18 protein-coding genes, 1 tRNA gene and 2 pseudogenes are annotated in these 14715 nt (G+C 58.6%); 14 read left to right on the top strand and 7 right to left on the bottom strand.

Annotated elements, in window-relative coordinates; genetic code table 11:
* Positions 1-239: 239 nt before the first annotated feature.
* From Q7F16_RS07675 to Q7F16_RS07645, 7 genes and pseudogenes are all read left to right on the top strand, one after another.
* Positions 240-857: pseudogene (locus tag Q7F16_RS07675) on the top strand (GGDEF domain-containing protein); the annotation flags it as partial.
* A complete protein-coding gene (locus Q7F16_RS07670; protein WP_046065149.1) occupies positions 850-1068 on the top strand; it encodes a cysteine-rich CWC family protein in 219 nt (72 codons plus the stop codon). The pseudogene Q7F16_RS07675 and the gene Q7F16_RS07670, both read left to right, overlap by 8 nt.
* A gap of 35 nt (positions 1069-1103) precedes the next feature.
* Positions 1104-1796 (top strand): pseudouridine synthase, encoded by a 693-nt coding sequence (locus tag Q7F16_RS07665; RefSeq protein ID WP_409556389.1) that lies wholly within the window; start codon positions 1104-1106, stop codon positions 1794-1796.
* 310 nt (positions 1797-2106) lie between these two features.
* Entirely contained in the window at positions 2107-2991 is an 885-nt protein-coding gene (locus Q7F16_RS07660; RefSeq protein ID WP_014337006.1) for an alpha/beta fold hydrolase, read from the top strand.
* Positions 2992-3153: 162 nt separating this feature from the next.
* Positions 3154-3227: transfer RNA gene (locus Q7F16_RS07655), tRNA-Gly, on the top strand.
* A gap of 140 nt (positions 3228-3367) precedes the next feature.
* Entirely contained in the window at positions 3368-3949 is a 582-nt protein-coding gene (locus tag Q7F16_RS07650) for a hypothetical protein (protein WP_046065151.1), read from the top strand.
* Positions 3950-4162 carry a hypothetical protein gene (locus Q7F16_RS07645; protein ID WP_152667599.1) on the top strand — a complete coding sequence of 71 codons (213 nt, stop codon included), beginning with the start codon at positions 3950-3952 and terminating at the stop codon, positions 4160-4162. It begins immediately after the preceding gene.
* Between the two features lie 99 nt (positions 4163-4261).
* On the opposite strand, the gene Q7F16_RS07640 is transcribed toward Q7F16_RS07645, so the two are convergent.
* A complete protein-coding gene (locus tag Q7F16_RS07640; protein WP_041475779.1) occupies positions 4262-4441 on the bottom strand; it encodes a hypothetical protein in 180 nt (59 codons plus the stop codon).
* Between the two features lie 5 nt (positions 4442-4446).
* Positions 4447-5187 (bottom strand): zeta toxin family protein, encoded by a 741-nt coding sequence (locus Q7F16_RS07635; protein WP_046065152.1) that lies wholly within the window; start codon positions 5185-5187, stop codon positions 4447-4449.
* Between the two features lie 391 nt (positions 5188-5578).
* Here Q7F16_RS07635 and Q7F16_RS07630 point away from each other — a divergent pair, with 391 nt between their 5' ends.
* Complete coding sequence (locus tag Q7F16_RS07630; RefSeq protein WP_014337003.1) at positions 5579-5878, top strand: DUF3077 domain-containing protein; 300 nt, start codon at positions 5579-5581, stop codon at positions 5876-5878.
* A gap of 301 nt (positions 5879-6179) precedes the next feature.
* Here Q7F16_RS07630 and Q7F16_RS07625 read toward each other — a convergent pair whose 3' ends face one another.
* Positions 6180-6659 carry an Lrp/AsnC family transcriptional regulator gene (locus tag Q7F16_RS07625; protein WP_014337002.1) on the bottom strand — a complete coding sequence of 160 codons (480 nt, stop codon included), beginning with the start codon at positions 6657-6659 and terminating at the stop codon, positions 6180-6182.
* A 144-nt stretch (positions 6660-6803) separates the two neighbouring features.
* Here Q7F16_RS07625 and Q7F16_RS07620 point away from each other — a divergent pair, with 144 nt between their 5' ends.
* From Q7F16_RS07620 to Q7F16_RS07610, 3 genes and pseudogenes are all read left to right on the top strand, one after another.
* A complete protein-coding gene (locus Q7F16_RS07620) occupies positions 6804-7433 on the top strand; it encodes a LysE family translocator (RefSeq protein WP_409556388.1) in 630 nt (209 codons plus the stop codon).
* Positions 7434-7714: 281 nt separating this feature from the next.
* A pseudogene (locus Q7F16_RS07615) lies at positions 7715-7891 on the top strand (type II toxin-antitoxin system HicA family toxin); the annotation flags it as partial.
* Between the two features lie 40 nt (positions 7892-7931).
* Positions 7932-8342: a type II toxin-antitoxin system HicB family antitoxin gene (locus tag Q7F16_RS07610; RefSeq protein WP_014337000.1), complete on the top strand. Its 411-nt coding sequence runs from the start codon at positions 7932-7934 to the stop codon at positions 8340-8342.
* A gap of 144 nt (positions 8343-8486) precedes the next feature.
* Here the strand turns inward: Q7F16_RS07610 and Q7F16_RS07605 are convergent, their stop codons facing one another.
* On the bottom strand, positions 8487-8633 hold the full coding sequence (locus tag Q7F16_RS07605) for a hypothetical protein (RefSeq protein ID WP_003198724.1): 147 nt from the start codon (positions 8631-8633) through the stop codon (positions 8487-8489).
* A gap of 177 nt (positions 8634-8810) precedes the next feature.
* Between Q7F16_RS07605 and Q7F16_RS07600 the strand changes: the two genes are divergently transcribed.
* Complete coding sequence (locus Q7F16_RS07600; protein WP_014336999.1) at positions 8811-9215, top strand: low affinity iron permease family protein; 405 nt, start codon at positions 8811-8813, stop codon at positions 9213-9215.
* Between the two features lie 88 nt (positions 9216-9303).
* Here the strand turns inward: Q7F16_RS07600 and Q7F16_RS07595 are convergent, their stop codons facing one another.
* The 3 genes from Q7F16_RS07595 to fos all read right to left on the bottom strand — a co-directional run bounded on the left by Q7F16_RS07595 (position 9304) and on the right by fos (position 11998).
* Entirely contained in the window at positions 9304-9807 is a 504-nt protein-coding gene (locus Q7F16_RS07595) for a DUF4142 domain-containing protein (RefSeq protein WP_041475778.1), read from the bottom strand.
* A gap of 248 nt (positions 9808-10055) precedes the next feature.
* Positions 10056-11405, bottom strand: coding sequence for a sensor domain-containing protein (locus Q7F16_RS07590; protein WP_095962874.1), 1350 nt, complete (start codon positions 11403-11405; stop codon positions 10056-10058).
* Between the two features lie 179 nt (positions 11406-11584).
* Complete coding sequence (gene fos, locus Q7F16_RS07585) at positions 11585-11998, bottom strand: fosfomycin resistance glutathione transferase (protein WP_046065155.1); 414 nt, start codon at positions 11996-11998, stop codon at positions 11585-11587.
* A 257-nt stretch (positions 11999-12255) separates the two neighbouring features.
* On the opposite strand from fos, the gene Q7F16_RS07580 reads away from it, so the two are divergent.
* Together Q7F16_RS07580 and Q7F16_RS07575 are read left to right on the top strand one after the other, a co-directional pair.
* On the top strand, positions 12256-13491 hold the full coding sequence (locus Q7F16_RS07580) for an aminotransferase class I/II-fold pyridoxal phosphate-dependent enzyme (protein ID WP_409556387.1): 1236 nt from the start codon (positions 12256-12258) through the stop codon (positions 13489-13491).
* A gap of 13 nt (positions 13492-13504) precedes the next feature.
* Positions 13505-14668: an MFS transporter gene (locus Q7F16_RS07575; RefSeq protein ID WP_014336994.1), complete on the top strand. Its 1164-nt coding sequence runs from the start codon at positions 13505-13507 to the stop codon at positions 14666-14668.
* Positions 14669-14715: the final 47 nt, after the last annotated feature.

The following is a 14715-nucleotide window of genomic DNA, read 5'->3' as shown; positions in this document are numbered from 1 at the left end:
GGTGAGGGCACTTGTTCCCTCATCACCGTCCTACAAACCTGCAAATCCGAATGTCTTTTCCCACAAGGCCACTAAACTGATTCCATTGGGTCTGCGCCAAGGGAATCGCCATGTCGCTCCGTTCGCCGTTGTATTCCCAGCGCAAGCCGCTCCTGGCCGTGGTGGCGCTGCTCGGTACAGGTTTCCTGATCATTGCGTTGCTGGGCTACTACGCAGCCCATGCCTCGGTACGCGATAACATCCTCAAGACGCTGTATCTGAACCTGCTGATCGGCATGCTCGTGACGCTGGCGGTGCTGGCAATCCTTTATCGGTTGATCAACAGCTACCAACAACGCATCGACGCCCAGGCCACCCTCGACAGCCTGACCGAATTGCCGAATCGCCGTGGCTTCGACCTGCTGGCCGTGCAAGCCCTGCATGAAGCCCAGCGCGAGCCAAAACCCTTGACTGCGGTGCTGGTGGAACTGGACGAGTTCAAGCGGTTGGACAGCACCCATGGTCATATCGCCACCGAACAACTGCTGACAGGGTTCGCCCGCGACCTGACGCAAAGCCTGCGGCATTCGGACATCGTGTGTCGCTGGAGCACTGAAGCCTTTGCCGTCCTGCTCAAGGACACCGACGGACAGACCGGTCTGAAGATCGCAGAGAAAATTCGTCAGCACATCGAAAAGCAGCGCTATTTCTGCAGCGGAAAACAATTGCTGGTCACCGTCAGCCTCGGCCTCACCACCTTGCAGGACGAAGACACCTTGCACAGCCTGCTGTCGCGGACCGATCATGCGCTGCAACGCGCCCGACAGACCGGGTGCAACCGAACCTGCGTGGAAATGCCTCACTCCAGTTATGAATAAACCCGACCTTTGCCCGGCCTGCGGCGGCACCAACGACTGCACCCTGGCCAACCCACGAACCGCCGACCGGGCCTGCTGGTGTTACGGCGTAAGCATCGACCCGGCCGTGCTCGAGGCATTGCCAGTCGAACTGCGCGATCAGTCCTGCCTGTGCCCACGCTGCGCCCAGGTCGAAGCCCAGTTGCGCGCCAAGCCCCAACCGATCGCGTAAGATGCCCGCCCTCCGTTGCCTTGCCTGAACTACCCATGCGCGTCGACCGTTTCCTCAGTAATCTGCCGCGATTCAATCGCCAACAAGCGCGCCTGTTGCTGGTGGAACGCCGGGTGCGGATCGACGGCCAGACCGTCAGCGATCCCCATGCACAAGTCCGTGAATTCAGCCGTGTAGAGGTCGACGACGAAGTGCTGCAAACGGGCCGGCCGACGCGCTACTTCATGCTGCACAAGCCGCCCGGCTGTGTCAGTGCGACTCGCGACCCGCAACACCCCACCGTCCTCGACTGGCTGGACGAACCGGACAAGGACGACCTGCACATTGCCGGGCGCCTGGATTTCAACACCACCGGACTGATGCTGATCACCAATGACGGCGCCTGGTCACGGCGCCTGACCCAACCACAGACCAAACTGCCCAAGGTCTACTACGTCGAAACCGAGCAAATCATCACGGCCGAATACGCCGATACCTTTGCCCGGGGCCTGTACTTTGCCTTCGAAGACCTCACCACCCAACCTGCAGAGCTGACGCTGCTGGGGCCCAGATCGGCGCGCTTGAGCATCGTTGAAGGACGCTATCACCAGGTCAAGCGCATGTTCGGCCACTTCAACAACAAGGTGCTGCGCCTGCACCGCGAGCGCATGGGCCCGCTGACGTTGGATGCCCATCTCGAGCCGGGCCAGTACCGCGCCTTGAGCCCTGAAGAAGTCCATCTCATCTGAACCCGCTACCGCTGGGCAGAAGTGTCGAACAATTTTCCGATAGGTACTTGCGCAACGGTCGCCCCCCTGCTTGAATCAAACCGTCGGCCGAAATGTGACCGATTAGTCACAACATACTTCCAAGAAACTTTTTGCCGGCTGGAACCCTCAGGTTCCGCCTTGTCCCGCCGGCGAACTGCCCGCCTATAACAACACCCGTCGACCGTTTTTTTGGATCGACATGGGCTTTATCTTCCAGGCGTATGCCTACCTGTCACATTGCCCGTGCAATCTCATTGCGCGCATACCCGCTTGCCAGGAGTCTTATGACATGAGGCCAGAAATCGCTGTGCTGGATATACAGGGTCAGTATCGGGTTTACACGGAGTTCTATCGCGCAGACGCCGCACAAAAGACCATCATTCTGGTCAACGGCTCAATGGCCACCACCGCGTCGTTTGCACAGACCGCCAAAAACCTCTACCCGCAATTCAACGTTGTGCTGTACGACCAACCCTACGCGGGCAAGTCAAAAGCTCACAATCGACATGAGCAAATGCTGACGAAAGAGATCGAGGGCCAGATTCTCCTGGAACTGATCGACCACTTCGCCGCCGAGCATGTGCTGTCGTTTTCCTGGGGCGGCGCCGCCACGCTGACCGCCTTGGCGCAGCGGCCACGGCGCATCGAAAAAGCGGTGATCAGTTCGTTCTCGCCGGTGCTCAATGCGCCGATGCGCGACTACCTGGAACGCGGTGTGGATTACCTCGGCAGCCTGGACGGCGACCGTGTCGGGCACTTGGTCAACAGCACCATCGGCAAGCATTTGCCGCCGCTGTTCAAGCGCTTCAACTATCGCCATGTCAGCAGCCTGGCCGAACATGAGTACGGGCAGATGCACTTCCACATCAGCGATGTGCTCCACAGCGACCGCTTGTGCTACGTCAACGCAGCGAAAAAAATCAACGTGCCGGTGTTGTTCCTGAACGGCGAATGGGACGAATACACCGCGGCCGACGACGCCAAGCTCTTTGCCGATCACGTGCAGCACAGCAGCTTCAGCACGCTGCAAGCCACCGGGCACTTCCTGGACATGGAACACAAAGCCGCCTGCCGCGACAGCCGTAACGCCTTGATGGGTTTCCTCACACCGGAACACCACGAAAGCCGACCGCGCTATAGCTACGTACAGGGCTACCATGCACCGGCCATCTGAAACCGAGTCCTGGCGAGCAAGCCCCGTCCTGCGCCTTCAGCAACGGGGCTTGCCCGCCAACGACCGCTCTGGTTTGAGGCTCGCGTAGACGACTGACCGCACGCTGTGTGAAGAAAAACTTCAAATCCGTGCCCACATCTGGTACAAAGTCAGCCGCTCTGAGCGGGTGTCGTATAATGGCATTACTCCAGCTTCCCAAGCTGATAACGAGGGTTCGATTCCCTTCACCCGCTCCAATCGAATTCTGGTCCTGCGTCGTATGTTTTTTGGCGAGGGATTAAAAAACCGGCTCCTGGTGGCCGGTTTTTTTTGGTCTGGAGTTTGTAGGAGTTGCGCCCCTGAAGTTCACACCGAGTACCTATGAAGGAGAGCAAGGATGCACCTGATTGACTCATATCTGCCTACGTATCAGTTCAGTGAATTGCATACCGCGGACATCCCCGTAGACCCTTCCCATGCCATGGCGGCAATCCTCGCCCACCGTCCCGAAGACGACCGTTTTTTTCGGTATGCAATCAAGCTTCGCGAACTCCCCATGCGCCTGCTGGGTCGATCTCCGCATCCAGACGCTGATCAACGCGCTTCATTCGGCATGGATAATTTCACGTTGCTTCAGCGCAACGGCGACGTAGAGGTCGCTTACGGGCTCGCCGGCAAACTGTGGAAAGCCGACTACGGCCAAGTCGTTGTGGCGGATGCCGAAGCGTTTGAACTATTCAATGAGCCGGGGAATGTGAAGCTGGTCATAAGCTTCACCTGCCAGTTGCTGCGACCGGGCTTGACGAGGGTCACCACGCAGACACGGGTGCATTGCCTCGACGCGGATGCGTTGCGAAGTTTTACGTCGTATTGGTATTTGATTCGCCCGGTCAGCGGGCTTATTCGTCGGCGCATGCTGAAGGCTATTGCGAGGCGTTGTGCAGCAGGTGCTTTGAAGAGCAGTACGCCAAGAGCATGAATGAGCGCTCATGAAGAAGATTTCACCGCGCCCTCGCCAAGAGGGGAACTGGTAGGCGGCAAGGGTGCCGACCGAACCGGATTGAGCTATGCCGAAAAAAGTATTTGGGCGACAAAGAATCAAACATGTTTTGCGACAAAAGCGACGACGGCAAACAGAGTCAGGGCGAACGCAGCACCGATGCTGAACGGCAGCAACGTAACGCGGATATAGCGACAGCGTTTCGCCCATCAGCTCGCGCAAGGAAACCACGAGTTCGACGAGACTTTGAACAGAGCCTAATGAACCTTGGGCTGATTTGACGGCAACATCTCAGTGTGCCTGAGCAGAGGCCCGCGCAGCTTTGATAGCCTCTGCTTTCTGCACAACATCACGTTGCGAGGCGTTAGCTTTGCCAATGATGCCCATCAAGATTTCTTTTCTAGTCTCGGCGGGAGTGTTAGTGAAAAACTCAGTCAAAGCGCTGGTTTTCTTGATCTTATCTGTACTCATTGATTTCAAACCTCTGCTAACAGCTCAACGAGCTGAGCCTGATCATAGATCTGGGGAATCAGAGCGTCAATCGTATCCCCAGCCACATCAAGCTCAACCTGTTGAGCGTCGTCGCCATCAAAGTCCTTGATAAGCAAATCGATGTGGATCTGGCTACCGTAGATGCACTTCAACTCAATGACATTACGCCGTGCGGCAACAAACTGTCTGGCGAACTCCTGCAGCGGAATGTTCCTGCCCTCTGTAACTTCCCGAGCCTGCACGAACTGCCAGGCGAGTTCTGGTCTCTGGTAGACATACATAATCTGGGCTTTCCTGCCACTTCCCAAGACGCGGTCGATATTCCGCTTCGCTACCCCAAGGTTGGCCATCGTCCCATCCAGAATGAACGAAAGCCGCTTCTTGAACGCGCGGTCCAACACCTTTTCTAGAATCTTCGTAACCGCACGCTGAAAAAGGTATGAATTGCGTCCGTCGTAGCCGGGAATCAGACTTCGAAAATCATCAGGATCGATACGAAGAACACGTTTGGAGTAAAGGCTCAGATTTCTCTCGTCCAAATCGTCAGCCATAGCCTTGGCTATTTCCGTCTTGCCAGCCCCAGGCGACCCCGCCATGAACACCGTGAATGGTACCTCCTCACTGAGGTACACAGCGGTGTCCGCAATATGCCGAGCCAAGGAAGCTCGATTCACTCTAGCGAATTCAAGGGCGGCTTGCTCGATAGCAATTTCTTCTGGCGTCATACCGACATCGACCTGTTTTACTTGATCCAAACTTAGAACGTTGATCGTTACCCATACGGACGAAGGCAACGACGATCAGTGTCTCGTTGAACATCGTCACATAAAGTATCCTCTGGCTCTCACGAATATTTGTAGGGAAATTCCGAGCGTTGCGTAAGGAGCACGCTAACTACGCTTTTTAGGCGGTGTGCCGACTTGTTGGGTTTGTCTTCCGTGGTTACCCTTCTAGACGTCGCTGCAAATCAGGCGATCGGGCTTGGAAACCCGTGAGTCAAGCAACCGCGCTTCACGGGAGCTAGACAATGCGTACCTCGCAGCAAATTAAATCACTTTCAAACCAGCCAAAGCACAGGCCTCGAACCTACTGTTTCTCGATCGACGGGGGCAGGCCATGAACGAAAACACTGAGCTAAAAACCATCGGCTACACCCCCTTCAACTATTCCGCTGATCGAGCACTGTTCCGTGTCAACGGCGGTGTCCCCATCCAAGAGGCATTGGAACGGGCGTCAGATCTTTTGCATCTCGCTCACCGGCTTGCCGAAGACGCGGCGTTTGAAAAGAGCACCGACCGCTACGCCTGGGCTGCGCACTTTTTGTTGGAGATGAGCAAGGCGGTGATTGATGACGTTGTGAAGGTCATTACGCCAAGGCCGGCGGCTGAGTCCAAGAAAAAATCCGAGGCGCAGTAGATCGACAGTAAGTCCTGAGAATGGGGACATAGGGAACCCCATCCGATAGACAGCGCTAAGCCCTGCTTCTTTCGCAGCGGGGCTTAGCAATACCGACGTACCTAGGAGGCTCAAGCATGGGAACCGTTCGAAAAACCATCACCGTGGCCAATCAGCCCATCCAGAGACATAAGGCTGAACTGAAGACTATTCGCTCGGCCCTTGAAGACGGTGAGTCCAGCGGCCCCCCTCGCCCATTCAATCCCGACGCATTCAAACAGCGAATGTTACTAGTACGTGGGGTAAATCCCCATCGTAAAAACTATTCAGCCCCAGGCAAATGCCCCAACGGCAACGCCCCCGGCGTCTTCACCGTATTAATCGCAAAGTTACTCCGGATATCGCTGATCCCGGGCAATTTCAACAAATGCCCCGTGACAAAACGGTCATAAGCCCGCAGGTCCGGCACCACGACTTGCAGTAGAAAATCCGACTCGCCCGATACCAGGAACGCCGAGATCACTTCGGGCAATGCCGTCACTGCCTGGCGAAATGCTTCGGCTCGCTCGTCGTTGTGCCGTTCGACCTTGACGCCGACGAAGATCGTCAGCCCGAGGCCCACTTCGTCACGGTCCAGGACGGCTTGATAACCGCGAATGACACCGGCTTCTTCAAGCATCCGCACGCGGCGCAAGCAGGGCGACGGGGACAAGCCGATTTCTTCGGCCAGTTGCACGTTGCTCAGGCGGCCGTCTCGTTGCAGCGCGACGAGGATTTTACGGTCGAAGGTGTCCAGTTTCATAAGTTGGCATTTTCCGATTGGATGATGCAGATACGTGGCAGGTTATGCCAATTCACGAAGCTTTAGAAGATGACTTCGCAACCACCTGCTCCGCCCCTCCGCCATAGACTGGGCACTTGCGAATCGTTGATGAAGGGGTGTGGCATGGCAGAGCTCGGGTTGTTTTTGATGGCGTTGACGGTGGCGTATCTGTTGCCCGGGCCGGACATGATTCTGCTGCTGCAAACCGGTGCCCGTCAGGGCAGGAGCGCGGCACTGGCGACGGCGGTGGGCCTGGGGATTGCTCGGGGGTGTCATGTTGCATTGGCGGCGTTGGGGCTTTCGGCCTTGTTCAAGACCGCGCCGTGGACGTTCGACATCGTGCGTCTGGCCGGTGCTGCCTATTTGTTATGGATCGGTTTTCAATGCCTGCGGACCACCTTGTTGCCGAGTTTTGAAGGTGCCTGTGTGGGAGCCGGAAAGCGCCGCTGGTACCAGGCGATTCGACGTGGGCTGCTGACGAACCTGCTCAACCCCAAGGCCTTGCTGTTTTGCTCAGTGTTGCTGCCGCAATTCATCGATCCACAAGACGGGCCGGTGCTGGGGCAATTCGCGACCCTGGGCGTGGTGCTGGTCGGCGTCGGCCTGCTGTTCGATAGCGCCTATGCATTGGCGGGTGTCGCACTAGGTCGCTGGCTTCAGCGATCACCTTCGGCCCAGCGCGTGCAGCAGTGGTTGTTTGGCAGTCTTCTGATTGGTTTTGCGCTACGGCTGACGTTTGTGCAGCAGTCATAGCGACCGCAGTTTCGCGAAGTGGCTCCTGGTATTTGAGCTGTAAATCCAGGGCTGCTTCGCACCCCAGCGGGAGCAAGCTCCCTCGCCACACACGCATTTTCGCCTTGTTTCACATCCCGAAATAAACCCACCCCGCCCCTCTGCCGCCCTTGTGCGACGCCACTTCTAGACTTCGTTGCAGTGGCTGTGCATGCCTGCCGAGGTCACCCTCGGTGGTTATAGTGTTGATCATTCATTTTCAGTAGGTATAGTACCCACCAAGCACACCACACGGAGGTGTTGTGAATAGCCGATTTTTGATAAGCCAGATCATTGCAGACGGTTGGTATCTGGTACGAGTTCGGGGCAGCCACCATCACTTCAAGCACCCGACCAAGCCGGGGCTGGTCACGGTTCCTCATCAGAAGAAGGACCTGCTCAAGAAAACGGCCATCAGTATTTTGCAACAGGCGCTGCTTCAGCCGACCCGTTGCGCGACGTTCCCGGAGGACGATGAATATGCTTTACCCGATTGCGATTTCCATGGGCGATGACAAGCACGCCTGGGGTGTTGAAGTGCCGGATATTCCCGGATGTTTTTCCGCAGGCGACGACCTGGACGAGGCCATGGCGATGGCGCGTGAGGCCATCGAGGGACATTTCGAGATTCTGGCTGAAGACGGCTCGCCGATTCCGTCGGCCAACACCGTCACCTTGCACGCCGCCAATCCGACATATGCCGGCTGCACTTGGGCTCTGGTGGACATCGATGTGACCAAGTACCTGGGCAAGGCGCAGAAACTCAACATCACGTTGCCCGGCTACCTGCTCAACCGAATCGATGAATATGTGTTGCACCATCCTGAAGAGAAGAGCCGTTCCGGCTTCCTCGCTTCGGCAGCGCTGAAGGTGTTGCAGCAAGGGCGCTAAGAAAGCCGCCCCAACCTGTGGGAGCGAGCTTGCTCGCGAAGGCGTCGGCACATCCAACATCACTGCGAACTGATCCACCGCCATCGCGAGCAAGCTCGCTCCCACAGGGTTTTGCGACAGCCCATTCGAGGGGTTGCGGGCTGCCTATTTCTTTTCCGCTCCAGACTCTTGCATCTGCACCGAGGACTTGGTGCCATCGGTGTTGTCCTTGGTCTCGTTACCCGAGTTGTCGAAGCAGCCTTGCAGGGCGAACAAACAGCAGGCAAGGCAAACAGTGCGTGCGAGGTTCATGGTGGACTCCGAAGCTGAGGACCTTAAGGAGTGACCTGCCAACACGGCAATTGGTTGCGATGATTTTCAGGCTGCACGAAAAATCCTTGCCGAACAGCGGCGCCTGAAAATGTAAGCAGAATTTTCATCAATTCATTGCTGTCACAAAGGACAGGTGCATCCATAAGGAACACAGCAATGACCTTCGCAAAAATCGCGCAAAAACTGGCCCTTTGGGCGGGGAGCCCCAAGACGTTTCTGGGGGCCATCGTGTTGTTGGCACTCTGGGCCCTCAGCGGGCCTTTTTTCCAGTTCAATGACACGTGGCAACTGATCATCAACACATCAACAACGATCATTACCTTCCTGATGGTATTCCTGATTCAAAACACGCAGAACCGCGATACCGACATCTTGCACCTCAAGGTCGATGAGTTATTACGAGCGACCAAGGAGGCACAGAATGCAATGCTCGGCCTTGAGTCGCTGGACCTCAAGCAACTGGAGGCGCTGAGAAAGCATTACCAGGCCATGGGCCAGGGCGAAGCCAAGAGTCTTGAAGGGCTGGAAGAAAAGAACAAAGTAGACCTGAACCAGTGCTGACGCAGATGCGCTGGAAGGTTCTCCTTTTGGCGGGCAAAAATCAGCCGGGACGCGAACGTCCCGGCCCTGAATACAAAAACACAGCAGATCAGCGGCTGGCCTGCAGCGCCCTGGCCATTTCGAGATGGGTCTGCAGTTTAGGCAGCGTTTCATCGGCGAAGGCCTTGATCTCCGGCACTTCGGTGGTCTGGGCCTGCTGCTCGATCTGCGCGATGGCCTCCTCGGTGGCCTTGACCTGGCTGGCGGCATACGCAGCTTCGAACGACTCGCCTTCCTTGACCTGCGGCATCAGGGCCTTGGCCTTGTCAGCCACCTCCTCACGGGGGGCGACAGGCAAGTCGAGCTTCTTGGCGATCTTCGCCAGGTGTTGATTGGCCGTGGTGCGGTCGTTGATAACCATGATGGTGTAATCCTTGACCTCCCTGGATTCGGCTTTCCCATGGGCCATGCGACTGGCCTCGATGTCGGCCATGCCTTTGGCTGAAGCATCGTTGATGAATTCGGCAGGCGATTGGGCCCAGGCACTGTTGGCACCCAGGCCCATCAGCACGACGAGACTGGTGGTGCGAAAAAAGCTGGCCATACGGCTCATGGTCGCGCCCTCCTCTGATAAAAGTTCTGGCGGGTTTCCCGCCTCTGAATCAGAACCACCCATGATGATCAACGAAACGTCTGACCCAGGTACGGCTGAGTGGTTCTCCCCCTTCTGCGACCCGCTCCAGACATCTTCGTTCGATCATGGACAATGTTTCCGGCGAGCGGGGCCCGCCTGACATCTGAAAAGGTCACGCTTGAAAGGTTGAAAAAACGTCCAGCGCCACGACGAACGGTGACGCGCTATCAGATGCCGAACGCCCGGTGATTGTGACGTTTGGCGGCGTACATCGCCTCATCGGCGTGGCGGAACAGGGCGACATCTTCGGTGCCATGGTCGGGGAAACAGGCCACGCCGATGCTCGGTTCGATGCTCAGGCAGTGCCCGTCCAGACGCAGCGGCTGGGCCAGTGCATGGCGGATTTTCTCCCGCACACTGTGGGCATCCTCCAAGGCCTGGATGCTGTGCAACAGGACCACGAACTCGTCGCCGCCAATACGCGCCACGGTGTCGGTGTCGCGGATGCAGCCCTTGAGACGATTGGCCACCGCTTGCAACAGCATGTCGCCCACCCCGTGGCCATAGGTGTCGTTGACCTGCTTGAAACGGTCCAGGTCGATATACAGCAAGGCCATGCGCCCGGACGCAGCACGGGCGGTTGCCAAGGCGTACTTGAACCGTTCACGGAGCAATTCGCGGTTGGGCACCTGGGTCAACTGATCGTACTGAGCCATGTGCTGCAACCGGGCATGCAACTGCTTGCGCTCGATGGCGATGGTGAGTTGCGCGCAAACGTATTGCAGCAACTCCTTGTCCTGCTCGGTGTAGCGCACGTTGTCCGGCGCGCTCTTGACGATCAGCGCGCCAATCGTGCCGCTCTGCGAGTTCAGTGGCACGCCCAGCCAACACGGCGCATCCGGCTGCGCCACAAGGTCGTCGAACCCCGGCGGCAAGTGGCTGCAACCGGGCGTCAGCAGGATTGGCTGGCCGCTGCGAATCACCTCGGCGCACAAACGCCCGGTGACCGTGCCCGGCAATTCGGGCTGCCCTTCCCGGTCATCGACGTGATAGGGGAAGTTAAGTTGCGAACATTGTTCGTCATACAGCGCCACCGAAAAATTCAGCGCCGGCAGCCACTCGCCAATAATCAGGTGGATGCGTTTGAACAGCGCCAGCAGATCCGCCGCGGCATGGGCTGCCTCGGAAATCGCATACAACGCCGCCTGTCGGGACTCGGCCTGCTTGCGTTCGGTGATGTCCCGGGCCACGGCAATGCGCAGTTGGTCCGCCGGCGACCAGCGTGCCGACCACAGGATGTGCACCACCCGACCGTCCTTGCGCAGGTAACGGTTCTCGAAATTGAGCTTGGGCTCGCCGTCCATGATCTCCCGCGCCGCCTCGAGGGTCCGCTGGCGGTCGGCGGGGTGCACCAGGTCGATCATCGGCTGGCCGATCAGCTCCTGCGGGGTGTAGCCAAAAATCTGTTCGCAGGCAGCACTGACAAACACGAAACGCCCTTGGCCGTCGACGGCACACACGGCGTCCATCAGAAGGTCGATGTAGCTGGCCAGCGGCGCGGAACTTCGAGTGTCCATGGGGCTGGAGGTCATCCGGATAATGCAACGGTGAGCGAAGCGGGTGATCGTCAGTTCATGACGCCGATACATCAGAGCGAGACCGACGCGCCCCCTGTACCGATGAGGATAGCGCAGGGGATCAACTGTAGGGAACGAAACGCCCAGGAGGTGCAGCCACTCGCTTCAACGCAACCCCGTCACTCCGTAAAAAACGCCATACCGGCATACGGTGCCTGCCGACAGGCCTTCAACCGCGACGCCAGGTCGCCCACGTGGACTTCGAGCTTGTGCCCATCCGGGTCGAGAAAGTAGAACGAATCACCCTCGCTGCGGTTGTCTCGCCACGATGACACCTGGGCCGCGTTCAGCCGCGCCACCAGCACCGGAAAATCCTCGGCAGCGATGCTGAAAGCGTAATGGGTGTAGTCCGCCACCGGTTCGGGGCGGCGTAACGGGTCGAAAGACAGGCACAACCACAAACCCGGCAGCGATAAATAGGCCCCGCGGTCCCACTTGGCTTCGAGACTCAGCTGCAACAGCTCGCCATAAAAAACCACACTGCGGTCCAGGTCGGTGACGGCAAGGGTCAGATGATTGAGGCCTGAGAGCATTAGCAAACAACCTTCAGAAAAGAGTGATAACCCAGCGGGCTTGGGGCGAACCCAGGGTATTTCCAAGCTCCGACATCGCCGACGGATTCCCCGTCCAAGGCCCTAGGCAAAGTCCTACGCAGAACTCTCCAGTGACACTCAAACACGCCGGAAACAGCCGATTCAAAGCCCTGCACAACAATCTGTAAAGTCTGGAAACACACCTCTATCGAAACACCCCACGGACAGCACCACTCACCAAGGAATGTAATCGCACCATGAACCAGACTGCTCAAGCGCCCCATCACTTCACCCACTACCGCAAGGTAATTACCCTCGCAGACCAGAACTGGCAGGGCACCGAAGCCGGAAAAATCTCAGGGCTGAATGTCGAGGTCAAGACACCCAATGTACTGGTCGACCAATACGGTCGCACCTTTCATCACTTCTGTACTACGTCGTACCTGGGCCTGGACTATCACCCCGCGTTGCTGGACGGTGCCATGACTGCCCTGTGGGAAACCGGGACCCTGCGGGTCGCCAACTCAAGGAATCGCTGCAAGCTGGCGATCCTGGACCAGTACGAAACCCAATTGTCGGAGCTGTTCGGGGCCAGTTGCCTCAGTGCCCTGTCGTGCAGTGCGGCAAGCGCCGGAATCCTGCCGCTGCTGGCCAGCGGCGCGTTCACCAACCAGTGTTCGCCGGTCATGGTGTTCGACAAATACGCCCATTACTCGATGAACCACAGCAAGGCCGCCTGCGCCGATGAAACCCAGGTCATCACCTGCCCGCACAACGACATGGATTTCATCGAAGACCTGTGCAAACGCCAGCGCTGCGTGGCATACGTGGCCGACAGCGCCTACAGCATGGGCGGATTGGCGGACCTGGACAGCCTGATGTATCTCAAGCAGCGCTATGGCCTGTTTCTCTACCTGGATGACTCCCACGCATTGTCTGCGGTCGGGGAGTCCGGCGCAGGCCTGGTCCGTTCGCGCGTCCCGGCCGTGGATGAACGCACCCTGATCGTTGCCTCATTGGCCAAGTCCTTCGGCGCCAGTGGCGGGCTGGTCATGTTTGGCAGTGAACGGCACAAGGCGCTGGTGCAGCGTTACGGTGGGCCGAGCAATTGGTCCCAGAGCCTGAACGCAGCGGCCATCGGCGCCGGCATGGCGTCGATCCGCCTGCACCGCAGTCGAGAATTCAGCGCCCTGCAGGAGCGTTTGCAAGCTAATATCCGCTTCTTCGACAGCCTCGTGCGCACTGAACAGCACGGCAACCCCATGGCGATCCGCATGATGCCCTGCGGTGAAGCGGCCCTGGCCAACAGCCTGGCCGTCGAACTGGCCGAACTGGGGTATTTCACTTCAGCGGTCTTTTTTCCCGTGGTGCCGCAAGGCAAGGCCGCCATTCGCATTACCCTGCGCGCCGACATGGAGCCGAACGTGATTCGCTCGTTTTGCGAAAAGATCACCGAACTGCTGCTGACCCACGGGCGTGACATCCGCCCTTGAGACAGGACGCTCGATGAAGAACCGTACAACCCTGATCGTCACCTGCACCACCGTTTTCCTGGCCCAACTGGGCATGAGCATCTACTTGCCGGCCCTGCCCGATATCGCCCGGGACCTGGACGCCGATGCGTCCCGGGTTTCCTGGGGCTTGTCGGTGTACCTGATCGGCATGGCGCTGCCGATGTTGCTGTGGGGCAGCCTGAGCCAGCGGCTGGGGCGCAAGCCGGTCTTGCTGGCGGCCTTGGGGTTGTACGGTTTGGCCAACCTGGCCCTGCCGCTGGGCACAACCGTGGAGGCGTTCCTGACGCTCAGGTTGATCCAGGGCATCGGCGCCAGCGGTATCTCGGTGATGGCGCGGGTCTTGATTCGGGACAGTTTCAGCGGCGACCTGTTGGCCAAGGCCCTGTCCTGGATATCGATCGCCTTTGTGATTGCCCTCGGTATCGGCCAGTACCTGGGCTCGCTGATCCAGGCCGCTTTCGGCTGGGAGGCGATTTTCTACGGTTTGGGCGCCGTCAGCCTGGCCATGGCAGCGGCGGTGTCCCGGGCCAGGTTCCCGGTGCTGGTGCAAGCCGGCAACGGGCAATCGGCGTGGGGGATCTACGGGCACATCCTGCGCCGACGCGCGTTCCTGCTGCCGGCCTTGGCCGGTGGGCTGGGTTACGGCGTGATCGTCGCCTTCAACACCGCCGCGCCGCTGATCCTGCAGGAGAGCTTCCACTGGTCGCCCATCGAATACGGCCTGCTGGGCTGGCCGGTCAGTGCGGCGTACTTGCTTGGGGCGCTGGCGGTGAACGCTTTTGTACTGCGTACCGGCCAACGGCGAATGATGGGTTGGGGCATCGCCCTGGTGCTGGGCGGGAGCATGACCATGCTGGCAGGCAGCCTCACCCTGAGCAGCATCGCGCTGCTCTTCTGGCTGCCGTATTGCTTCGCGGTGTTTGGCCAGTCGTTGATCTACCCCATCAGCCTGTCCCTGGCCAACGAAGGCTCACCGGTGGCCGGCGCTTATGCCATGGCGTTGAGCGGGTTCCTGCACCAACTGATGGCCTCGGTGATCGGTGCCATGGCCAGCCTGTTGTTGAGCCAACAGGCCTGGCCGCTGGCGGCGTTGTGCGCGCTGTTGGGGACGGCGGCGATGCTCTGTGTGAAGTTCGTGCCACCCCGGGTCGCTTAGGCTTTGTACGAAAAGTGCCTGCGCGACGATCATGCTGCGTTGAAAAC

This window comes from Pseudomonas sp. Lb2C2 (assembly GCF_052112205.1).
GTDB lineage: Bacteria > Pseudomonadota > Gammaproteobacteria > Pseudomonadales > Pseudomonadaceae > Aquipseudomonas > Aquipseudomonas kilonensis.
This window is presented reverse-complemented; position numbering and strand designations above follow the sequence as displayed.